The sequence below is a fragment of the Aromatoleum evansii genome (assembly GCF_045689615.1).
GTDB classification, from domain to species: domain Bacteria; phylum Pseudomonadota; class Gammaproteobacteria; order Burkholderiales; family Rhodocyclaceae; genus Aromatoleum; species Aromatoleum evansii.
The window spans coordinates 3245142-3265959 of the sequence record NZ_CP141259.1 but is presented as its reverse complement, the minus strand read 5'-3'; the positions used below and the strand labels follow the sequence as shown (position 1 = coordinate 3265959).

Sequence of the window (20818 nt, the reverse complement as noted above, 5' to 3'; positions counted from 1 at the left end):
CCCGCCAGCCACGGGTGGAGAGGAGTTCGACCGCTGTATGGCGGGATTCGCTTCGCTACTCCCGCCCTACATTCGTGCGGCATTTGCGCGCGAGGGCCAAACGGCACGATTTCGAAGATTCAAGAGAGGACCAACTGAGGGAATGACATGAGCGAGGTCATGGAAAAGACGGTTCCGACGGCGGATACGGCGGTTGCCAAGAAGGAACCGAAAATCCTCGTCTGCGACGGCAACGAGGCAGCGGCCTGGGGCGTCGTGCTGTCGCGGCCGGACATGGTCGCGGTGTACCCGATCACGCCGCAGTCCTCGCTCGCCGAATACGTCGCGCAGTTCGTCGCCGACGGCGTGCTCGATGCCGAGCTCGTCGAGGCGGAAGGCGAGCACAGCGTGTTGTCGGTGCTGCACGGCGCGGCGCTGGCCGGTGCGCGCACCTACACCGCGAGCTGCGGCCAGGGTCTCGCCTTCATGTTTGAGCCGTACTTCCGCACGCCCAACCTGCGCCTGCCGATCGTCATGTCCATCGTCAACCGCGACGGCATCACGCCGCAGTGCGTGTGGGGCGGCCAGCAGGATGCGATGACGGTGCGCGAGGTCGGCTGGGTGCAGCTCTTCTGCGAGACGGTGCAGGAGGTGCTCGACACCATCGTCATGGCCTATCGCATCGCCGAGGACCGCTCGGTGATGCTGCCGGTCAACGTCAATCACGACGGCAACTACCTGTCGAACGGCATCGTCCGCATCGAGCTGCCCGATCAGGCCGAGGTCGACGACTTCCTCGGCACGCCGGACGTCAATTGGCACGCGGCGCTCGACCCCGACCGGCCGATGGGCGTCGATCCCCTTACCGGCGGGGCGACGGGGCCGGGGCCGGCGCTCTTCGTCGGTTACCGGCGCGGGCATTGCGAAGGCATGCAGAACGCGCTGCGCGTGATCGTCGAGGTGCATGAGGAATGGGCGCGCCGCTTCGGTCGCCGCTACGCGCCGCTGGTCGAGGAATACCGGCTCGACGGCGCCGATCACGCCCTCGTGACGATCGGCAGCATGGCGGGCGCCGCGAAGGATGCGGTCGATGCCGCGCGCGACCGCGGCGAGCGCGTCGGCCTCATCCGCATCAAGACGCTGCGGCCGTTCCCGCTCGACGCGATGGTCGCGGCGCTCGACAAGGTGCGCGCGGTCGGCGTCGTGGACCGCGCCGTGTCCTACGGCTGGAACAGCGGCCCCGTGCATCAGGAGACGCTGGCGGCGCTGCAGCACTGTCGCCACCGCGTTCCCTGCCTGTCGCTGATCGGCGGCCTCGCCGGGGCCGACCTGACCCAGACGCATTTCGAGCGCGCGATCGCCGAAACCGCGAAGCTCCTGGACGCCCCCTGTCCGCGCGAGCCCGTGTGGCTCAACGCCGAGGATCGATGAATGGAACAGTTCGACTATGTCGTGCTCGGCGCGAGTCACGCCGGCCTCGAGGCGCTGCGGGCGATCCGCGCGCACGATGCGGACGGCAGCATCGCAGTGCTTGACCGCGAGGCGCGCCTGCCGGTGTCGCCGACGGTGCTGCCCTACGTGGTGTCCGGCAAGTGCGCCGAGGATCGCATCGCGCTGCGCGAGCGCAGTTGGTTCGACGCGCAGCGCGTCGACTACCGGCAGCAGGCGGCAGCCGCCGCGCTCGATACTGCGAATGGTCGGCTGCGCCTCGCCGACGGTCGCGAGATCGGCTACGGCAAGCTGCTGCTCGCGACCGGCGCCGCGCCCGCGCTCCCGCCGATCGAGGGCCTGTCGGACGTGCGCTATCACGTGCTGCGCACGCTAGCCGACGCGCTCGCGCTGCGGGATGCTGCAAATGAGGTTGCAAGCGTGGCGGGCCGTTCGGCGGGCCGGGCGGCCGTCCTCGGCGCGGGGCTGGTCGGCATGCACGCGGCCGAGAACCTCGTGCGCGCAGGCGCCCGCGTGACGATCGTCGAGATGCGCGGCCAAGTGCTGCCCGGCTACTTCGACGCGACGGCCGCGGCGCGTATCGAAGCGGTGTTCCGCGACAAGGGCGTCGAGGTGCTGACCGGCCGTCGTGTCAAACAGGTCGCGCGGCGCGGCGAGGGCTGCTCGGTGCTGCTCGACGGGGGCGAGGCGCGCGAAGCCGAGCTGCTGCTTGTCGCCGCAGGAGTGCGGCCGGAAGTCTCGTATCTCGCGGGCTCGGGCGTTGCGGTCGAGCGCGGCATCGTCGTCGACGAGTTCATGCGCACCGCCGCAGCCAATGTCTGGGCGGCGGGCGACGTCGTGCAAACCCCCAGCTTCTTCGGCGACGGCACCCCCGCGGGCGGCATCCTGCCGGACGCCGTCGAACAGGGCCGCACCGCCGGCATGAGCATGGCGGGCGATCCCGCGTTGCGTCCCTATCCCGGGGGCGTGTCGCTGAACACCTACGGCTTTTTCGGTCATCGTGCGCTGTCGGTGGGGCGCGACGCGCCCGCGGCAGCCGGGCCGGATTGGGAAGTGCTCGTGCGCGGTGGGGAGGGGGGCGACGCCTACCTCAAGCTCGTGCTGCGCGATGGCCGTCTCCAAGGCATCTTCGGCGTCGATGTGCTGTTCGACCCGGGGATCATGTGGGAGCTGATCCTGCGCCGCGTCGAGATCGGCACGCGATGCGATGCGCTGCTCGAAAACCCGCAAGACGCCGCGCGGGCGTTGATGTCCGGACTGTGGAGATGAGCCGATGAGCGCAACCCCGACCATCTCCTTCGACCCCGCGCGCTGCGACGGCTGCGGCGACTGCATGAGCGCCTGCGCGAGCGCGAAATCGACCAACGGAAACACGGCTCAGTCCCGCATCCGCATCGTGCGCGACGACGAGGCGGGCCACTGGGGCGTCGCGCAGTGCCGCCAGTGTGGCGACCCGCGCTGCGCATCCGTATGCCCGGCCGCCGCGCTCGCGAAGGGCGACGACGGCATCGTCGCGTGGGACGCCGAACGCTGCGTGAACTGCCTGATCTGCACCGCCGGCTGCACCTTCGGCGGCATCGCGTTCAGCGCCGACGAGGGCCACGTCGTCAAATGCGACCAGTGCAGCGACCAGCACGCCGGCGCCCCGCAATGCGTCGCCGCCTGCACGCGCGGCGCACTGCGCTACGTGACCGCGGCGAAGCTCTACAACCGCTGGGGCGAACTCGAAGACCTGTTCGTGCCGGGCCTGGGCGGCTGCCAGGGCTGCAACACCGAACTCATCATGCGCCACACGCTGCGGCGCGTCGGCCCGAACACCGTGCTCGCGACCCCGCCGGGCTGCATCCCGGGCATGGGCTCGGTCGGCTACAACGGCATGCTCGGCTGCAAGGTGCCGGTGTTCCATCCGCTGCTCACGAACACCGCGTCGATGCTCACCGGCATCCGCCGCCAGCACAAGCGCAAGGGCCGCAACGTCACCGCGCTCGCGCTGGCGGGCGACGGCGGCGCGGGCGACGTCGGTTTCCAGTCCCTGTCGGGCGCGGCCGAGCGCGGCGAGCAGATCCTCTTCGTCTGCGTCGACAACGAGGGCTACATGAACACCGGCGCGCAGCGCTCGGGCAGCACCACCTACGGCGCGTGGACCGCGACGACGCCCATCGGCGACAGTGCCCGCGGCAAGGCGCAGGACGCCAAGAACCTGCCGCTGCTGATGATGTGGCACGGCTGCGAATACGTCGCGACGGCCTCGACCGCGTTCATGGAAGACTTCTACGCGAAGCTGGAGGCGGCGCTCGAAGCGTCCGAACGCGGCTTCGCCTACCTGCATCTGTATTCGCCCTGCACGTCGGGCTGGCGCTTCCCGTCGGCGAGCAACATCGAGGTCGCGCGCACGGCCGTCGAGACGAACTTCGCGGTGCTGTGGGAGTACCGCCGCGAGCAGGGGCTGACGCTCTCGCGCGACATCGACGATCCGCTGCCGGTCACGGATTACCTCGAGCTGCTCGGCAAGTTCCGCCACCTCGACGCCGCGCAGATCGCGCACATCGAGCAGCACGTCGCGGAGCAGGCACAGGTGCTTCGCGAACTGGCCGGGATGCGACCGCGTGAGGGGAAGCGGATAGTTTGCCATCCATCAGACTCGATGGCAGTTGACCTGGATCAGTAACGGCCGACCTGCTTGGGCCTACTATGCACAAGGTCATATAGGGATACTGTATACAGTGTCCCGACGACCTCGCATGCACCTGCGTCCAGTGGGCGCGGCCCAATCACCCGAAGGAACAGGAGGTTCGACGACAGACGCTGACCAGGATGCGATGACGGCGCAGACCGCACGCGTCCGCACTCGTTCCGATGCCTTGCACCGACAAAAAGGCACGGAACCCACACCGGAGGAGAACCATGACCCAGGCGCTGATGACGTCGCTGGGAGGGCGCGATGCACTCTCCCGCTTCACGCTTTTCCACACGCAGGATCTCGACGAGGCCCGGAACCGCGTGGCGGGCGTGTTCTGCCCGCATGACCTGAAGTTCGCCGGCTGCGACAGCCGCGTAAACACCCGCATGCAGCACGCGCCCATACGCGGCGTGTCGGTAAACCGCCTCGGTTACGGGGCGACCGTCGCGATCGACGCGGGATGCCTGAACGATTTCCTGCTCGTGATGATGCCGATGTCGGGTCACGCCGACGTGTGCTGCGGGGGGCAGAAGATCCACTCCACGCCGGACCTCGCATCGGTCGTCACGCCGACGTTGCCGCTGACCGAGACCATCTATGACGAGTGCGACCAGCTCATGGTCAAGATCGACCGTCAGATGCTGGAAAACGTCTGCGCGCAGCATCTCGGCCACCCGCTGCGCAAGCCGCTCGAATTCGGGCTCGGCCTGACGATGTCGAGCCAGGGCGGCGTGAGCTGGCAGGCCCTGGTGTCCTACCTCGTGTCGGAACTGGAGCATCAGTCGCCGATGCTCGCCTCCTCGCTCGCCGCGGCGCAGATCGAGCACCTGCTCGTCACCACGCTGCTGATGATCCAGCCGAACAACTATCGCGACGAACTCCTGAGCCCGTCGCAGTCGATCGCGCCGCGCCATGTGCGTCGCGTCGAGGAATACATCGACGCGCACGCCGACCAGGACCTGACCGTCGGCGATCTCGCCGCGCACGCGAACGTCAGCACGAGCGCGCTGTTCGCCGGTTTTCGCGAGTTCCGCAACACTACGCCGATGGCCTACCTGAAATCGGTGCGCATGCAGCGCGTGCATGACGAGCTGCGCGATCCGGCGTCCGCCGACAAGACCGTGACCTGTATCGCGACGCGCTGGGGCTTCCACCACCTCGGTCATTTCGCCAACGCCTACAAGGCGAGGTTCGGAGAGTCGCCGTCGCGCACGCGGGAGAGGGCGCTGGCCTGATCCGATCCTGACCGCCTGAACATGCAATAAGACTTGCCCGCGCATGCGGGAGGAGTGCGCTCGTGCGCGTGAATCCGATGCTTTTCGCATCTACCGAATCCGCCTCGTCCGACCCATACCGGGTGGGGGGGGATTCGCCGGGAACGTCCCGCTACATTGACTCCACGTACAACGGCTCCGGCGATCCGGGCCGATTCGTTCGAGGAGAACAACATGACAGCACTGGGAAATGTGATGGCATTGGTTCAGGAGCTCCAGGAAGAGGAGGCCTCCATGACGGGAGAAACCTCGGAGCGCAGCGGCTTCGTCTTTCCCGCCGCCTGTTCCTGCGTGTGCGCGTCGTCGCTCGGCGACGTGCTCGGGTACATCCGCGAGATGCGGGGCGAGAGCCTGCGCGACTTCATCGCGACGCTGCCGCCGGTGCAGGCGCCGCGCAGCGCGGTCCCCGCCTGAAACGGCCGACCGACGATTGAACAACGATCAGAACGACCTTCCAGCTACACCAAATTGACGAGGAGACGACGATGAAGCGACCCGGCGAGCTCAAGCTGCCCCACCTGTTCAAGCCCGGCAAGATCGGCAAGTACGAGACCAAAAACATGGTCAAGTACGGCGCCTGCTGCGTGTCCAACTACAACACCCGCGACGGCTACATCACCCCGCGCGAGCTCGCCCGGACGCGCGTCATCGCCGGCACCGGCGCCGGCATCATCACCAACCAGGGCGCCTATCCCGATCCGCTCGGCGAGGGCAAGGCCTACTTCCGTCAGGTCGCGATCTTCGACGACAAGTTCTTGCCGCAGTTCGAGACCATCGCGCAGTACATCCATGACAACGGCGCGGTCGCGATCCAGCAGATCCTGCACGCTGGCCGCTACGGCGGCATCGACCTCGGCTACTGCATCCAGCCGTCCGTCGTGCCGCAGACGCTGCCGCACTTCCGCCCGCCGCGCGAGCTGACGAAGGAGCAGATCCGCGCCATCATCATGCAGCACGCCGACGCCGCCAAGCGCGCGATCCGCGCCGGCTTCGACGGCACCGAAGTCACGAGCTTCATGGGCTACCTGCTCGCGAACTTCAACTCGCGCTTCACCAACCAGCGCACCGACGAATACGGCGGCTCCATCGAGAACCGCGGCCGCTTCATGCGCGAGCTGATCGACTCGATCAAGCAGGCCACCCCCGAGCATCCGCTCGTCGTGCGCCTGAACGGCGCGGAGCTGATGGACCGCTGGGGTGGCAACAGCGAGGACGAGTGCTTCGAGCTGATGCAGCAGGCGGTCGACTGCGGCGTCGACATGATCTCGGTGACGGTCGGCTGGCAGGAGGCGCCCGAGTCGTCGATCGGCCGCGACGTCGCGCCCGGCCACTGGAACTACCTCTCGGCGAAGGCGAAGAAGCTCTTCCCGAACACGCTGATCACCTTCGGCAACCGCCTGCCCGACCCGGTCATGGCGAACCAGTGCATCGCCGACGGCGTCTTTGACTACTGGGAAGTGTGCCGCCCGATGCTCGCCGACCCCGAGCTGCTGCACAAGGCGGCCGAGGACCGGCTCGACGAGGTGCGCCGCTGCATCGGCTCGCTGAACTGCCTGTCGCGGCTCTTCCGCGATCTGCCCTACACCTGCGCGATGAACCCCACGCTGGGCCACGAGGTCGAGCCGGAGTACCACGTCACGCCCGCGGCGGTGAAGAAGAAGATCATGATCATCGGCGCCGGTCCCGCCGGCATGGAGGCCGCGATCACCGCGAAGCGCCGCGGCCACGACGTGACCGTGTTCGAGAAGGGCGATCGCATCGGCGGCAGCCTCGTCGGCTACGCGTCGAACGATCTCGCGCGCCCCGACGACCTGATCTCGGTGATCAAGTACTACGAGACGATGGCGCGCAAGATGGAGATCGACGTGCGCTTCAACACCGAGGCCAATGCGAAGTTCATGCGCAGCATCCTGCATCAGTTCGACGTGTGCATCGTCGCCGCCGGCTCGCGCACCGACATGAACGCGTACCGTCACCTCCCGGGCCACGAAAAGCTGGTCGATGCGCTCGACGTCGCGACCGGCAAGGCGAAGCCGGGCAAGCGCATCGTCATGGTCGGCGCCGGCAAGATCGGCCTCACGCTCGCCGAGTCGCTGTGCAAGCAGGGCCACGAGGTGGTTATCGTCGAGGAGGACAAGCGCATCGCCGGCGACGTCATGCCGTCCTTCAAGTGGCGCCACTCGGCGTGGATCGAGGAGCTCGAGATCCGCACGCTGACGTCGTCGATGCTCGTCGGCGTCACCGGCGAGGGCGCGATGATCCGCAACGCGAAAGGCGAGGAGACCTTCGTCGAGGCCGACACGGTGCTCGTGTCCGGGCCGCGCAAGGCGAACCACGACCTCTTCCACGAGTTCCAGTGGATGGTGGACGAGCTGCACGGCGCCGGCGACGCGGTGATACCGCGCGGACTCGACGCATCGATCCACGAGGGGTATCGGCTGGGCGTGCGGATCTGAGCACTCGATGAACAAGCGGCCGCCGGATGGCGGTCGCATCACCCCCAACACCGAGGAGAACGAGACATGCAATTCCTGCAACCGCCCGGCTGGGTTCGCCCGAAAGGCTATTCGAACGGTGTCGTCACGAGCGGCCGCATGGTGTTCGTCGCGGGCCAGGTCGGCTGGGACGAGAACGAGAAGTTCCAGACCGACGACCTCGTCGGCCAGGTCCGCCAGGCGCTCACCAACATCGTCGCGATCCTCGCGCAGGCCGACGCGCAGCCGTCGAACATCGTGCGCATGAACTGGTATCTCGGCGATGCGGCGGAGTACAACGCGCGGCTGGCTGAAATCGGCGCGGTCTATCGTGAGCTGATCGGCAAGCACTTCCCGGCGATGACGGCCTTGCAGGTCGCCGGCTTCGTCGAGCACGGCGCGAAGATCGAGATCGAAGTGACAGCGATGTTGCCGGCCTAGGAGCACGCGATGGAAACGGCCGTTGAGGTGCTCGACTGCACGGCGTGGAAGGCGATGCTGGATCGCGAGGGGCTCGCCGCGGCCGAGGCGTCCGTCGGTGTGCTGACGAAGGACGATTTCTCCGCGCGCAGCGGCCGGGTCCTCGTCTGGCGGGGCACCGCGTGCGGCGCCAGCGTCGCGCTGCGCGACTTCCGCGGAGATTTCGATGCCGACGTCGCGATGCTGCTCGTCGCCGATGGCGATGCCTTGGCTGCGGTGTTGGAGCAGGGCCTCGCGGAGGTACCCCAGCTCGTGCGTCGCGGCCGGCTCCATCCCTACATGCTGAGGTCCCTCGACGGGCTGGAGGCCGCCGGCCTCGCGGACTTCGTCGAGGACTTCGGACTCGTCTTTCCACGCCATTGAGCGGGGATGCGGGCGTGTCCGACGCAAACCATCGATCCGCCGCAAGGAGACTTCCCCCGCCCATGCGCCAGTGCAAGCGAATGCCGACCTCCCACTGATCGAGACCTGCCCATGCCCCCGCCGCCCAGCCCGGACTTCGATGCGATCGCCGCCGGCTCCCGCCCGGCGCTCGCGCGCGCATTGACCGCGATCGAGAACGATCTCCCCGGTGCCGACGCCTTGCTTGCGTCGCTCGCCGGCAGGGTCGGGCGCGCGCACGTCGTCGGCATCACTGGGGCGCCCGGCGCCGGCAAGTCGACCCTGATCAGCGCCTTGCTCGGCGAGCTGCTCGCGCGGGACAGGCGCGTCGCGGTCGTCGCCGTCGATCCCTCCAGCCCGGTGAGCGGCGGCGCGCTGCTCGGCGACCGCGTGCGCATGGGCACTCACGGCAGCGACGAGCGCGTCTTCATCCGCTCGCTGTCGTCGCGCGGCCAGCTCGGCGGCCTGTCGCGGAAGACGGCGCACGCGGTGGACCTCTTCGACGCGGCCGGCTTCGACGTCGTCGTCGTCGAGACCGTCGGCGTCGGCCAGTCGGAAGTCGAGATCGCCCGGCTCGCCGACACCCGCGTCGTCGTGTGCGCGCCGGGACTCGGCGACGAGGTGCAGGCGATCAAGGCCGGCGTGCTCGAAATCGCCGACATCCTCGTCGTGAACAAGGGCGATTCGCCGGTCGCCGCGGCCACGGTGCGCGACCTCGAAGCGCGCGGCGGTGCACGCGGCGAAGGCTGGGAGGTCCCCGTGCTGACCACGGTGGCGTCGAGCGGCGAGGGCGTGGCCGCGCTGGCGGACCGCCTCGCTTCCCATGCGCAGGTGGCGGGCATCGGTCGGCGCCTCAAAACCAGCAGCGCTGCGCCGGCGCCGTCGGCACCGTCGGCGCCGGCGACGGACGACCAGATCTTCGCGCAGGTCGAGCGCTGGCGGGCGGAGAGCCGCGGCGTCGCTCTCGCGACCGTCGTGCGCACCTGGGGCTCGTCGCCGCGCCCCGAGGGCAGCCACCTCGCGGTGGAGGAGGGCGGCGCCTTCGTCGGCTCGGTCTCCGGCGGCTGCATCGAGGGTGCGGTCATCGGCGAGGCGCAGGATTCGATCGCCGACGGCAAGGCCCGACTGCTGGAATTCGGCGTCAGCGACGAGCAGGCGTGGGAAGTCGGGCTGGCGTGCGGCGGGCGTGTGCAGGTGCTCGTCGAGCGCGTCGATGACGAGCTGTTTGGGCCGCTGCTGACGGCGCGGCGTGCGAAGCGGCCGGTCGCGCTCGTCACCCGGCTCGCCGACGGCGCGCATGCGCTGGTCTTCGACGACGCCGTCGCAGGCGAGCTCGCGCTCGATGACACCCAACTCGCCGAAACGCGCGCCCGCGTCGCGGCCAATCGCAGCGGTGCGCTCGCCGCGGGCAAGCACGCGAACGAGGAGCCGCTCTTCGCACGCTGCCACGTCGGCGCCCCGCGCATGATCATCGTCGGCGCGGTGCACATCACCCAGGCGCTCGCGCCGATGGCGGCCATCGCCGGCTTCGACGTCGTGGTCGTCGACCCGCGCCGCGCGTTCGCGACGCCCGAACGGCTGCCGAACGTCGAAGTGTCGACGGAGTGGCCCGACGAGGCGCTCGAACGCCTGCAGCCCGACGCCCAGACCGCCGTCATCACGCTCACGCACGACCCCAAGCTCGACGATCCCGCGCTGACGATCGCGCTCGCGAGCCCCGCGTTCTACATCGGCTCGCTCGGCAGCACGCGCACGCACGCGAAGCGCGTCGCGCGGCTCACGGAGGCGGGACTTGGCGAGGCGATCCCGCGCATCCGCGCGCCGGTCGGCCTCGACCTCGGCGGCCGCGCGCCGGCCGAGATCGCGGTCGCGATCCTCGCCGAGGTCATCCAGACGAGGCACCAGAAATGATCTTCGACGAATTTCCCCTCGCCGCCGCCCAAGGCGTGATGCTCGCCCACACACTGAAGCTCGGCGGGCGGACGCTGAAGAAGGGCCGCGTGCTGTCCGCGCTCGATCTCGATCTGCTCGACGACGAGGGTTTCTCGACCGTCACCGGCGCACGGCTCGACCCGGACGACGTCGCCGAGGACGCCGCAGCGGAGGAACTCGCTGCCTTGCTCGTCGGCCCCAACACGGAGACGCGCGCGCCGCGCGCCGGCCGCTGCAACCTGCACGCGTCTGCATCCGGCGTGCTGCGCATCGACGCCGAACGCATCGACCGCATGAACCTGCTCGACGAGGCCATCGCGATCGGCACCCTGCCGCGACATGCGGTCGTGCGTCCGAGTCAGGTCGTCGCCACCGTGAAGATCATCCCCTTCGCCGTGCCGCGACGCCTGCTCAACGCCTGCCGCGAAATCGCCGCCGGCACGCCACCGATCACCGTGACCGAACTCAAGCCTTGCCGCGCCGCGCTGATCCAGACCGAACTGCCCGGTATGAAGGACTCGATCTTCGCGGCCACGGTGAAGGTCACGCGCGAGCGGGTCGAGGCGCTCGGCGGGCGGCTCACGCTCGCGCTGCGCGGGCCCCACCGGCGCGACGCCCTCGAATCCATGCTGCACCAGGCGCTCGCGGCCGGCTGCGAGCTCGTGATGGTGTGCGGCGCCACTGTCGCCAAGGACCGCAACGACATCGCCCCCGCCGCGGTCACGGCGGTCGGTGGCACGATCGAGCACTTCGGCATGCCCGTCGAGCCCGGCAACATGCTCGTGCTCGGTCGCATCGGCGCCGTGCCCGTCGTGATCCTGCCCGGCTGCGGCCGCTCGCGAAAGAGCAACGGCCTCGACCTCGTCCTGCCTCGGCTGATGGCGGGCATCCCCCCGACACGCGAAGACATCATGCGCATGGGCGTCGGCGGGCTGATCCGCAGCGCGCCCGAGGAGGGCGACGACGCGAAGCCCGACAATGACGGGGCCCGCGGCCCCGCACGAGCTGCCGCCCACGTCGTGAACCGAAGCGGGACGTCTACAGTCCGATGATCGAAGCCCTCTACAACAAAGGCATCCGCGAGCTCGCCGACGCCGCCCACGGCGCCGGCCGGCTCGCTGCACCGACGGGTTCGGCGCTGCGCGACAGCCCGATGTGCGGCGACCGCGTGCGGATGGACGTCGAACTCGTCGACGGCCGCATCACGGCGCTCGCGCACGAGGTCAAGGGATGCCTGCTGTGCCGCGCGTCGGCATCGCTGATCGGCCTGCATGCGGTCGGCAGCACGCCGGCCGAGGTCGAACGGCTGCGCGCGCGCATGGCGGCGATGCTCACCGCGGGCGAGGTGTCCGGAATGCCCGAGGGCGCCGACGAGATCGCGCTGTTCGCGCCGGTGCAGGGGTACCGCAGCCGGCACGGCTGCGTGATGATCGCCTTCGAAGCCCTGACGATCGCCCTCGCTGCGGGCTGACACGCCCCTTCTGTTGCGGGATGTCCTGCACATTCCTTTCGGCGACGTCTTTCTCGTCGACGGCGCTTGCTGTGGTCTGCGTGGCTTATGCCCCGTTCCCCGCGTGCAGCTCAGCAAGAATGTCCAGGAAAAGCTCTGCGCGACGTGTGAGCGGGCGTGAGGCCTCGGTAATGGCACAGATCGAATTGCGATAGGACGGGCTATCGGGAAGGGCGCGCATTGGGTACCTCTGGGCGACGAGGTCCGCATAGTGCTCCGGCAGCAGTCCGGCATAATTGCCGGTGGCCACCAGCAGGCCAATCGCTTCCAATCCGCCCGCATCGGGGCCGCGCGCGAAGCCGTGGTCCGCCAGTGCCGCCTCGACAAACGGGTGGGGGCGGTACACGAGGGGCCGATCCTCGCGCCGCTCGGGCGCACTTTCGGTCGCAGCGTAGACGCGGTGAGTCTCTACGAACAGCGCCTGGTAGTCGAACATTCGTTCCTTCGCGTACATCCCTCGGATCGCGATCTCGACGCGGCGCTCGCGTAGCGCTTGGTTGAGATTGGCGAAGGTCATCACCGTCACGTGCGGTCGGACGTCTGGAGCCCGGCGCGCAAGCTCGCGCAAGGCTTCGGGGATCCGGCAGTCTCGGTGTGTGATCAGGTGTTCCACCATGCCTATTTCGAGCGAGCCCGATAGCACTCCGCGGACTGCATCGATCTCGGGCCGAATGCGCTCGAGCGACTTCAACGCGTTGGAGGCGAGCTCGAGCGCGACCATCCCAGCGGAGCTCAGCTTGAATCCTGAGGGGCCACGTTCGCACAGACGCACGCCGAGTCTCTCCTCGACCTCCCGCACATGCCGGCTGATCGAGGCTTTCGACATGTTCAGGCGATCCTCGGCGGCTGCAAAGCCGCCGGCCTCGGCCACGGCGCAGAAAACGCGCAGCGAGCGCAGGTCTCGTTCGGTGAAGGGCGGTCTGGGCATGGCATGAGAAAAGGTATTGAATTTTGAAACCATACCACTATAAAAATCATTTTTCATTGCCATTTGCGGCGACTAAAGTCACTTTCGTCGGCAGACCAATCACTAGAAGGAGGAGACGATGAAGATGATTTCAAGCAGGCGCCGCGCAATGCAGGGGGCGATCGCTTTCGCCGTCATGGCCTGTGTCCCGGCGATGGGCTGGGCAGAGGGCGGATCCCTCACGGATATCAAGAAGCGGGGGCAGCTGACCGTGGGCACCGAAGCTGCATATGAGCCCTACGAGTTCGTCGAGGACGGGAAGGTCGTTGGCTATGGTCGTGACATTCTCGAACACATGGCTGGCAAGCTCGGCGTGAAGCTCGTGCAGCTGAACCTGCCCTTCCAGGGCCTGCTGCCGGGCCTGATGTCGCGCAAGTTCGATTTCGTGGCGACCAGCGTCGGCATCACCGAAGAGCGCGCCAAGCGCTTTGCGTTCAGTGCGCCGGTGGGAATCGTGCACTCCATGCTCGCGGTAAAGGCGTCGAATGGCGCGATCGCGAAGCCGGAGGATGCGGTAGGCAAGACGGTCGGCACGCAGATGGGCTCGATGGCGCAGCCGATGATCCAGGATTTCGAGCGCGAGCTGAAGGCGAAGCAGGGAAAGGGCTTTGCCGAGCTGAAACTGTTCCAGGGCTATCCCGACGTCGGCGTGGCGCTGAGCAACGGTACGCTCGACATCGGCGTCGTGCCGTCGAACGTGTTGTCCGTACAGATGCGCCGTCAGCCGGGCGTGTTCCGCACGATCGGCGAGGTCGGGCAGCCGCGGCTGCTCGCGTGGGTCGCACATCCCCAGGATCCGGAAATCCGTACTTTCATCAACCAGACGCTCGCGGAACTTCGGGAGAGCGGCAAGCTCGCCGAACTGCAGAAGAAGTGGTTCGGCGCGCCCCTTGACCTGCCGACGACGGGCTACCTGCCTGCCGGCGCACTCTGAGCGGTGCCGTCATGATTGACTGGCTTACCGCGGACAGCGCCCTCATGCCGTTCTTCGACGGTCTGATCGAGGGTGCGGGCAACACCCTGCTCTCGAGCGGGGCCGCCTTCGCGATCGGACTCGCGCTGGGCGTCGTGGTGCTCGCGCTGCGGGTGGCCGGCGGGCCGCTCGGGCGCGTTGCCGTCATCGTGTACGTCAGCGCGATGCGCGGCACGCCGCTGCTGGTGCAGTTGCTGATCGCGTACTACGTGCTGCCGTCGCTGCTCGGGATCTCGATCTCGCCGCTCGCGGCGGGCGTCCTGGCGCTGGCCCTAAATACCACGGCCTATGTCAGCGAGATCCTGCGCGCCGCGCTGTCGACGATCCCCGCAGGCCAGACCGCGGCGGCGCGCGCGCTGGGCATGCGGCCGTGGCAGTGCTGGCTGCACGTGCTGTTGCCGCAGATGTTCCATCGCGCGCTGCCGCCGCTGACCAACGAGTTCACGGTGCTCCTGAAGGCGTCGTCGCTGTTGTCCCTGATCGCCGTGTCGGAACTTGCGACCGTTGCGCGCAACGCGACGCTGCAGAGCGATCTGCCGCTGCAGGTGTTTGCCGCGACCGCGGCCGTCTATTTCCTGATGCTGTGGTGCGCCTCGACGATCTCCCGCAGCGTCGAGCGCCGCTTTGCGAGACTTCTCCCCAATGTCCATTGATTTCGACATCGTCGCGCAGGCGACACCCGCCTTGCTGCAGGGCCTGAAGGTGACGGCGACAGTCAGCATGGTCGGCATTCCGCTGGGCATCCTGGCCGGCACGGTCGCCGCTTATATGGCCGATTCCGCGTCCAGGCCGCTGCGCATGCTGGCGCTCGGTTACGTCGAGCTGGTGCGCAACATCCCCTTCCTGATCCTGGTGTACCTGTCGTTCTTCGGCCTGCCCAAGCTGGGGCTGCTGGTGTCCGCATTCGGCATCGCGATCGGGGCGACCGCGTTCTACACCGGCGGCTACTTCTGCGAAATCCTGCGTGCCGCCTTACGCAGCGTGCCGCGGGGGCAGGTCCGTGCGGCCTTGTCGTTGGGCATGACCGGGTGGCAGGTGCAGCGCCATGTTGTCGTGCCGCAGATCTTCGGCTTCCTCATACCGCCCTCGGTCAGCCTGACGATCATGATGTTCAAGGACTCCGCCGTGTTCTCGGTGATGAGCCTGCCCGAGCTCACCTACCAAAGCAACCTGATGACTGCCGACACCTTTGCCTACCTGGAAGTCCTCACCACCACCGCGCTGATCTACTGGGGCTGCAGTGCAGTCTTCGACGCCTTCGGCCACGCGATGGAAACGCGCGTGCGTCGCTGGAGCCATCGCTGAGCGCCGCCCCTCACAACCCCGACAGGAAACCAAACATGGAACAATTGACCGTAGCGCCTCGTAGTGGGCACAAGACCTTGCTCTACTCGGAACTCGTCACCGACCTGAGTGGTCTGCGCGCCGACATTGCCGTACTGGGCATGCCGTTCGGCTCGGCCTACGGGCCGCGCGCCTTCACCAACGACCAGAGCAATGCGCCGCAGGCGATCCGCGAGGTCACCGACCGTATCGTGCGCGCCCCCGAGCACTTCGATTTCGACATCGACGGCCCGCTGCTGCAGGGGCGTTCGGACATCCGCTTCGTCGATTGCGGCGACGTGCTGCCCGACCTGGCGAAACCCGGCGACCACTATCGGCGCGTAGAGCTGGCTGTGCGCCAGATCCTCAATGGCGGCGGCCTTCCGATCGTGCTCGGGGGCGATCACGGCATCACGACGCCGGTGCTGCGTGCGTTCAGCGAGGTGGGGCCGATCACGCTCGTGCATATCGACGCGCATCTGGACTGGCGCGACGACGTCAACGGCGTGCGCGAGGGCCTGTCGAGCCCGATCCGCCGCGCCTCGGAGATGCCGCATGTGGCGCGCATCGTGCAGATTGGGCTGCGTGCGCAGGGTAGCGCGCGGCCGGAGGAATTCGAGGTCGCACGCCGCTACGGCGCCGAACTCGTGACCGCCTATGAGTTGCACGAGGTTGGCATGGACGCGGTGCTCGAGCGTATCCCGGACGGTGGGAACTACTACCTGACGATCGACGCCGACGGCCTCGACCCCACCATCATGCCGGCGGTCGATGGCCCGGCACCGGGCGGCGTCACTTTCGTGCAGGCGCGCAAGCTGATCCACGGCCTCGTGAGGAAGGGGCGCGTGGTCGGCATGGACATCGTCGAGATCCAGCCATCGAAGGACAACGCCTCGAAGCTCACCTGCGTCACTGCGGGACGCCTGATCGTGAATCTGATCGGTGCCGCGATCCGCGCAGGCTATTTCGACAAATGAGCGGACATGTGGAGGAGACCGCCGAGATGATTCAGATCAACAACATCGGCAAGTGGTACGGCAATTTCCAGGTGCTCGACGGCTGCACCACGCGTGTGCGCAAGGGCGAGGTCGTAGTGGTCTGCGGGCCGTCGGGTTCCGGCAAGAGCACGTTGATCAAGACCGTGAATGCCTTGGAGCCGATCCAGCAGGGCGACATCGTCATCGACGGTATTGCGATATCGGACCGCAAGACTAGACTACCCCGGCTGCGCGCGCAGGTTGGCATGGTGTTCCAGCACTTCGAGCTTTTCCCGCACCTGAACGTCACCGAAAACCTGACGCTCGCGCAGGTCAAGGTGCTGGGGCGCGACACTGGTGAGGCCAGGGAGCGCGGGCTGCGCATGCTCGACCGTGTCGGCCTGCTTGCCCACAAGGACAAATTTCCGGGGCAGCTCTCCGGCGGCCAGCAGCAGCGCGTCGCCATTGCACGGGCGTTGGCGATGGACCCGATCGTGATGCTGTTCGACGAACCGACCTCGGCGCTCGACCCCGAAATGGTCGGCGAAGTGCTCGACGTGATGGTGCAGCTCGCGGACGAAGGCATGACGATGATGTGTGTCACGCACGAGATGGGCTTCGCGAAAAGAGTCAGCGATCGGGTGATCTTCATGGATCAGGGCAAGATCGTCGAGGACTGTCCGACGACGGACTTCTTCGGCGAGTCCGAGGCGCGCTCGCCGCGGGCGAAGGAGTTCCTGTCGAAGATCCTTCAGCACTGACCGGGAGCTGACCGTGAGCGAGCCAAGAAGGGATCGGAGGTCGACGGGCGGACGCCCTCGCGTGGTGGTGCTGGGCACTGGCGGTACGATCGCATCATCTGCCGACAGTGCGACGCAGTTGCACGACTACCGCGTGACCGCGGGGGTGGAAGACATGTTCACTGCGATACCCGAACTGCATGCGCCCGCCGACCTGCGCGCCGTGAATTTGCTGCAACTCGACAGCCATGCGATAGACAGTGCGGCACTGTTGACGATCGCCCGCCGTGTCGCCAAAGAGCTCGCAGACCCCGAGGTGGATGGCCTGATCGTCACCCATGGCACCGACACGCTGGAGGAAACCGCCTACTTCCTCAACCTTGTGCTCAAGAGCACGAAGCCCGTCGTGGTGGTCGGGGCCATGCGTCCCGCCAGCGCCCTGAGCGCCGACGGTCCGCTCAACCTCTACAACGCGGTGCGCGTCGCCCTTGCGCCCGCCGCGCATGGCAAGGGGGTTCTGGTCGTGATGAACGACCGTTTGTTCGCCGCGCGTGACGTTGCAAAGGCGCATACCACCGCAGTCGAAGCCTTCGAGGCGGCTGAGGAGGGATGCCTGGGAAGGATTGCCTGCGGCGGGATCCATCTCTTCCATGCGCCGCTGCGTCTGCATACGGCAGCGACGTCGTTTTCGCTCGACCGACTCGCGGAGCTTCCGATGGCGGACATCATCTTCGACCATCAGGGCGCGGGGATTCACCACTACCACGCCGCGATCGACGCGGGTGCCCGAGGTATCGTCCTCGCCGCCACGGGGAACGGCAGCCTGTCACCGAGCGCCCGCTTGGGGGCCGAATTGGCAGCCCGTGCGGGTGTCGCCTTCGTTCGGTCAAGTCGGGTCGGCCGAGGGATCGTCACCCCGTCATTCGATGATGAAACCCTCGGGATGATCGCAGCTGGATCGCTCAATCCGCAGAAGGCTCGCATCCTGCTGATGCTCGCATTGACTCAGAGCCACGAGCTTCACCACCTGCGCTCTTGTTTTGAGCGCTATTAACGCAGTGTGTAGCCAAGTGCTGGGGAGTGTCGCGTCCTAGGGCGTGCCGGTCTTGCGCGGGAGGCTGGGCCTCGCCAGCAGCGCTCCGAACCTGGACAAGTAGGTCGCGAACGCCGCCGCCCACAGCAGCGCGGCCGCTGCGATCGCCAAGGAGCGGACTTGGGGCATCGACAGCGTGAGCCGCGCGATCGCTGCGGCGAACACGAGCGCGCAGGCGACGCGCATGGCCGTCGGCAGCTTGAGCGGGCGGCCGGTGTGGCGCAGGCTTACGCGGGTCATCAGGCCGAGCATCATCATGCCGAGGCTGCCGACCGTGAAGGCGTGTAGCCATGCGGTGTCGGAAACGAGGCCGGTGAGCGCCGCGAGAGCCTTGAGCGCGAAGGCGAGGATCAGCCAGGCGAAGCCGAGATGCATGACGAGGAGGAGGGGGACGTCGGCCACGCGCCAGCCTTGCCAGCGGCCGACGCGCCAGGCATGGGCGAGGGTGCAGGCGAGGGCGGCGAGGCCGACCCATCGGGCCGGCGCGCCGGCGAGGTCGAGCGCGGCGAGCGCGACGACGAGGCCGACGGCGGTGACGTCGAGCCACATCCGGAACGGCGCCTGTTCCCCGCGCCCTTTTTCGCGCAGCGCGTTGCCGGTGAAGACCGGCGTGAGCACGCCGCCCTTGAGCACGTAGAGCGTGAGAATCGTATAGACGCCGCCGTGCAGGGCGAGCGTGGCGAAGGCCGGATTGCCTGCGCTGATGCTGAGATGAAAGGCGAGGTTCGCGGCGAAGAAGGCCGCGAGAACCGGCAGCAGCAAGAGGTACAGGCGGTTCGCCGCCCGCAGCAGTTGCGGCGCGACGGTCGTGAACACCAGCGGGAACAGCAGGCAGTCGGCCACGGCCGCGACGCCGGCGGGCAGCAGCGGCAGTGCCCAGAAGGCGAGCCGGCCGGCGAGCCATGCGGCGACGATGAGGGCGAGGCGGGTGCCGTGGATTTCCTCGGTGCCGGCCCAGCTCGGCAGCGCTGTGAGCACGATGCCAAGGATGATCGCGGTGGAGAAGCCGAAGATCATTTCGTGACCGTGCCACAGCGCAGGCGGCATGTCTCCGACCGGACCGCTCCACCAGCCGGACCAGGCGCCGAGCCAGGCGCCCATCAGCAGCGGGGCATATAGCGTGCCGAGCAGGAAGAAGGGGCGGAACGCGCTCACCCATAGCGCTGCGGGAAACACGCGGGATGCGGTCGCGGACATTTCGTTGGCCGTGAAATTGTTTGGACCGCTTCAGTCTAGGGTCGATACGGGTCGAAGTTTCTGTCCGGCGTCAAAGGTGGGGAGGGTTGCGGCGGAGATTTCTTCAGGATTTGCCCGGCCGGAAGACGACGGGCCCGCGCACGGTGGTTCCGTGACGCGGGCCCGTTGCGGCCGTTTCGCGGGGCGAGGTCGGGCGGTGGCTTACTTCGCCAGCGTCCAGGCGCCGTCCCTGACGGCGATGAGCACGCGGCCGCGCTCGTCGAAGCCGCTGTGGTCGGTCGCGCTCATGTTGTAGATGCCTTGGGTGCCGACGAGCTCGCGGGTCTGTTCGAGGCTGTCGCGCAGCGCGGCGCGGAACTCCTTGGTGCCGGGTTTGGCGACCTTCGCCGCGGCCGGGATCGCCTGCTGCAACAGCAGGCCGGCGTCGAAGACGTTGGCGCCGAAGGTGGCGGGCTTGGTGCCGTGCGCCTTCTCGTAGGCCGCGATGTACTCGCTGGCGATCTTCTTCGACGGATGGCTGTCGGCGATCTCGGGCAGCACCAGCATCAGGCTCGCGGCGAGGATCGTGCCTTCGACCTTCTTGCCGCCGAGCTTGAGGAAGTCGGGCAGTGCGGCGCCGTGGGTCTGGTAAATCTGGCCCTTGTAGCCCTGCTCGACGAGCGTGGTCTGCGGCAGCACCGCGGGTCCGCCGGCGGCGGCGACGAGCACGGCGTCGGGTTTGGCGCTGAGGATCTTCAGGCTCTGGCCGGTGACCGACGCATCCTGGCGCTGGAAGCGCTCGTTGGCGACGATCTTCATGCCGTTCTTGTCGGCCAGCGCCGAGAACACCTTGTACCAGTTCTCGCCGTAGGGGTCGCCGACGCCGATGAAACCGACCGTCTTCACGCCGGACTTCACCATGTGGCCGACCAGCGCCGTGGCGATGATGTCGTCGTTCTGCGTGGTCTTGAACACCCACTTCTTCTTGTCGTCCATGGGCGTCACGACGGCGGCGGTGCCCACCGGCGCGAGCAGCGGCACGCCCGCGTCGGCGACGAACTGGATCACCCCCATCGCGTTGGGTGAGCCGGAGGGCCCGATGATCGCATCGACGTTCTGCTCCGAGATAAGCTTCTTCACTGCGGTGACGGAGGCGGTGGGGTCGCTCGCGTCGTCGAGCGGGATGTACTCGACGGTGAGATCGCCGATCTTCGCCGGCAGCAGCGGCACGGTGTTCTTCTGCGGAATGCCGACCAGCGCGGTCGGGCCGGTCGCCGACGACACGACGCCGATCTTCACCTGGGCGAGGGCGGATTGCGACGCGAAGGCGGCCAATGCGATGGCGAGGGTGGTGGCAGCTTTGTTCAGCTTCATCTTTCGTCTCCGTGGGGGCGGTGCTTGGGGTGAGGG

20 protein-coding genes are annotated in these 20818 nt (G+C 67.8%); 17 read left to right on the top strand and 3 right to left on the bottom strand.

Annotated elements, in window-relative coordinates:
• Positions 1-147: 147 nt before the first annotated feature.
• The 11 genes from padG (at position 148) to U5817_RS15270 (ending at position 12120) form a co-directional block, all read left to right on the top strand.
• Entirely contained in the window at positions 148-1410 is a 1263-nt protein-coding gene (padG, locus tag U5817_RS15320; protein ID WP_407277917.1) for an NADH-dependent phenylglyoxylate dehydrogenase subunit alpha, read from the top strand.
• The gene (gene padH, locus U5817_RS15315) at positions 1411-2697 is read left to right on the top strand and encodes an NADH-dependent phenylglyoxylate dehydrogenase subunit epsilon (protein ID WP_407277916.1); all 1287 of its coding nucleotides are present in this window, start codon (positions 1411-1413) and stop codon (positions 2695-2697) included. It abuts the gene before it with no gap.
• Between the two features lie 4 nt (positions 2698-2701).
• Positions 2702-4096, top strand: a complete 1395-nt coding sequence (gene padI, locus U5817_RS15310; RefSeq protein ID WP_407277915.1) for an NADH-dependent phenylglyoxylate dehydrogenase subunit beta — start codon at positions 2702-2704, stop codon at positions 4094-4096.
• Positions 4097-4332: 236 nt separating this feature from the next.
• Complete coding sequence (locus tag U5817_RS15305; RefSeq protein ID WP_407277914.1) at positions 4333-5343, top strand: helix-turn-helix domain-containing protein; 1011 nt, start codon at positions 4333-4335, stop codon at positions 5341-5343.
• 213 nt (positions 5344-5556) lie between these two features.
• Positions 5557-5796 carry a hypothetical protein gene (locus U5817_RS15300; RefSeq protein WP_407277913.1) on the top strand — a complete coding sequence of 80 codons (240 nt, stop codon included), beginning with the start codon at positions 5557-5559 and terminating at the stop codon, positions 5794-5796.
• 71 nt (positions 5797-5867) lie between these two features.
• Positions 5868-7838: an FAD-dependent oxidoreductase gene (locus tag U5817_RS15295; protein ID WP_407277912.1), complete on the top strand. Its 1971-nt coding sequence runs from the start codon at positions 5868-5870 to the stop codon at positions 7836-7838.
• A 66-nt stretch (positions 7839-7904) separates the two neighbouring features.
• On the top strand, positions 7905-8297 hold the full coding sequence (locus tag U5817_RS15290) for a RidA family protein (RefSeq protein WP_018992080.1): 393 nt from the start codon (positions 7905-7907) through the stop codon (positions 8295-8297).
• A gap of 9 nt (positions 8298-8306) precedes the next feature.
• Positions 8307-8699 (top strand): hypothetical protein, encoded by a 393-nt coding sequence (locus U5817_RS15285; RefSeq protein WP_407277911.1) that lies wholly within the window; start codon positions 8307-8309, stop codon positions 8697-8699.
• 111 nt (positions 8700-8810) lie between these two features.
• Positions 8811-10628 (top strand): methylmalonyl Co-A mutase-associated GTPase MeaB, encoded by a 1818-nt coding sequence (meaB, locus tag U5817_RS15280; RefSeq protein ID WP_407277910.1) that lies wholly within the window; start codon positions 8811-8813, stop codon positions 10626-10628.
• Entirely contained in the window at positions 10625-11701 is a 1077-nt protein-coding gene (locus tag U5817_RS15275) for a molybdopterin-binding protein (RefSeq protein ID WP_407277909.1), read from the top strand. Before meaB ends, U5817_RS15275 begins: the two co-directional genes overlap by 4 nt.
• Positions 11698-12120: an iron-sulfur cluster assembly scaffold protein gene (locus U5817_RS15270; protein WP_169207445.1), complete on the top strand. Its 423-nt coding sequence runs from the start codon at positions 11698-11700 to the stop codon at positions 12118-12120. Before U5817_RS15275 ends, U5817_RS15270 begins: the two co-directional genes overlap by 4 nt.
• Before the next feature lie 85 nt (positions 12121-12205).
• Here the strand turns inward: U5817_RS15270 and U5817_RS15265 are convergent, their stop codons facing one another.
• Positions 12206-13144, bottom strand: coding sequence for a LysR family transcriptional regulator (locus tag U5817_RS15265; RefSeq protein WP_210147933.1), 939 nt, complete (start codon positions 13142-13144; stop codon positions 12206-12208).
• A gap of 61 nt (positions 13145-13205) precedes the next feature.
• On the opposite strand from U5817_RS15265, the gene U5817_RS15260 reads away from it, so the two are divergent.
• The 6 genes from U5817_RS15260 (at position 13206) to U5817_RS15235 (ending at position 18193) form a co-directional block, all read left to right on the top strand.
• The gene (locus U5817_RS15260) at positions 13206-14060 is read left to right on the top strand and encodes a transporter substrate-binding domain-containing protein (RefSeq protein WP_169207444.1); all 855 of its coding nucleotides are present in this window, start codon (positions 13206-13208) and stop codon (positions 14058-14060) included.
• 11 nt (positions 14061-14071) lie between these two features.
• On the top strand, positions 14072-14752 hold the full coding sequence (locus tag U5817_RS15255; protein WP_169207443.1) for an amino acid ABC transporter permease: 681 nt from the start codon (positions 14072-14074) through the stop codon (positions 14750-14752).
• Positions 14742-15404 carry an amino acid ABC transporter permease gene (locus U5817_RS15250; protein ID WP_169207442.1) on the top strand — a complete coding sequence of 221 codons (663 nt, stop codon included), beginning with the start codon at positions 14742-14744 and terminating at the stop codon, positions 15402-15404. The genes U5817_RS15255 and U5817_RS15250 overlap by 11 nt, the downstream gene beginning before the upstream one ends.
• A 35-nt stretch (positions 15405-15439) precedes the next feature.
• The gene (locus U5817_RS15245; protein ID WP_407277908.1) at positions 15440-16399 is read left to right on the top strand and encodes an agmatinase; all 960 of its coding nucleotides are present in this window, start codon (positions 15440-15442) and stop codon (positions 16397-16399) included.
• A gap of 26 nt (positions 16400-16425) precedes the next feature.
• Positions 16426-17160, top strand: a complete 735-nt coding sequence (locus tag U5817_RS15240; RefSeq protein ID WP_407277907.1) for an amino acid ABC transporter ATP-binding protein — start codon at positions 16426-16428, stop codon at positions 17158-17160.
• A gap of 61 nt (positions 17161-17221) precedes the next feature.
• Positions 17222-18193 carry a type II asparaginase gene (locus U5817_RS15235; RefSeq protein WP_407277906.1) on the top strand — a complete coding sequence of 324 codons (972 nt, stop codon included), beginning with the start codon at positions 17222-17224 and terminating at the stop codon, positions 18191-18193.
• A 36-nt stretch (positions 18194-18229) separates the two neighbouring features.
• On the opposite strand, the gene U5817_RS15230 is transcribed toward U5817_RS15235, so the two are convergent.
• Both U5817_RS15230 and U5817_RS15225 read right to left on the bottom strand, forming a co-directional pair.
• Positions 18230-19429, bottom strand: coding sequence for an NnrS family protein (locus tag U5817_RS15230; RefSeq protein ID WP_407277905.1), 1200 nt, complete (start codon positions 19427-19429; stop codon positions 18230-18232).
• Between the two features lie 201 nt (positions 19430-19630).
• Positions 19631-20782: an ABC transporter substrate-binding protein gene (locus tag U5817_RS15225; protein WP_407277904.1), complete on the bottom strand. Its 1152-nt coding sequence runs from the start codon at positions 20780-20782 to the stop codon at positions 19631-19633.
• Positions 20783-20818: the final 36 nt, after the last annotated feature.

Bases quoted from the DNA above. Each gene is read 5' to 3' on its own strand.
- meaB (WP_407277910.1), top strand. From the start codon at position 8,811: ATGCCCCCGCCGCCCAGCCCGGACTTCGATGCGATCGCCGCCGGCTCC.
- U5817_RS15300 (WP_407277913.1), top strand. From the start codon at position 5,557: ATGACAGCACTGGGAAATGTGATGGCATTGGTTCAGGAGCTCCAGGAA.
- U5817_RS15250 (WP_169207442.1), top strand. From the start codon at position 14,742: ATGTCCATTGATTTCGACATCGTCGCGCAGGCGACACCCGCCTTGCTG.
- U5817_RS15240 (WP_407277907.1), top strand. From the start codon at position 16,426: ATGATTCAGATCAACAACATCGGCAAGTGGTACGGCAATTTCCAGGTG.
- U5817_RS15290 (WP_018992080.1), top strand. From the start codon at position 7,905: ATGCAATTCCTGCAACCGCCCGGCTGGGTTCGCCCGAAAGGCTATTCG.
- U5817_RS15305 (WP_407277914.1), top strand. From the start codon at position 4,333: ATGACCCAGGCGCTGATGACGTCGCTGGGAGGGCGCGATGCACTCTCC.
- padI (WP_407277915.1), top strand. From the start codon at position 2,702: ATGAGCGCAACCCCGACCATCTCCTTCGACCCCGCGCGCTGCGACGGC.
- U5817_RS15230 (WP_407277905.1), bottom strand. From the start codon at position 19,429: ATGTCCGCGACCGCATCCCGCGTGTTTCCCGCAGCGCTATGGGTGAGC.
- U5817_RS15285 (WP_407277911.1), top strand. From the start codon at position 8,307: ATGGAAACGGCCGTTGAGGTGCTCGACTGCACGGCGTGGAAGGCGATG.
- padH (WP_407277916.1), top strand. From the start codon at position 1,411: ATGGAACAGTTCGACTATGTCGTGCTCGGCGCGAGTCACGCCGGCCTC.
- padG (WP_407277917.1), top strand. From the start codon at position 148: ATGAGCGAGGTCATGGAAAAGACGGTTCCGACGGCGGATACGGCGGTT.
- U5817_RS15270 (WP_169207445.1), top strand. From the start codon at position 11,698: ATGATCGAAGCCCTCTACAACAAAGGCATCCGCGAGCTCGCCGACGCC.
- U5817_RS15260 (WP_169207444.1), top strand. From the start codon at position 13,206: ATGAAGATGATTTCAAGCAGGCGCCGCGCAATGCAGGGGGCGATCGCT.
- U5817_RS15295 (WP_407277912.1), top strand. From the start codon at position 5,868: ATGAAGCGACCCGGCGAGCTCAAGCTGCCCCACCTGTTCAAGCCCGGC.
- U5817_RS15225 (WP_407277904.1), bottom strand. From the start codon at position 20,782: ATGAAGCTGAACAAAGCTGCCACCACCCTCGCCATCGCATTGGCCGCC.
- U5817_RS15275 (WP_407277909.1), top strand. From the start codon at position 10,625: ATGATCTTCGACGAATTTCCCCTCGCCGCCGCCCAAGGCGTGATGCTC.
- U5817_RS15265 (WP_210147933.1), bottom strand. From the start codon at position 13,144: ATGAAAAATGATTTTTATAGTGGTATGGTTTCAAAATTCAATACCTTT.
- U5817_RS15255 (WP_169207443.1), top strand. From the start codon at position 14,072: ATGATTGACTGGCTTACCGCGGACAGCGCCCTCATGCCGTTCTTCGAC.
- U5817_RS15245 (WP_407277908.1), top strand. From the start codon at position 15,440: ATGGAACAATTGACCGTAGCGCCTCGTAGTGGGCACAAGACCTTGCTC.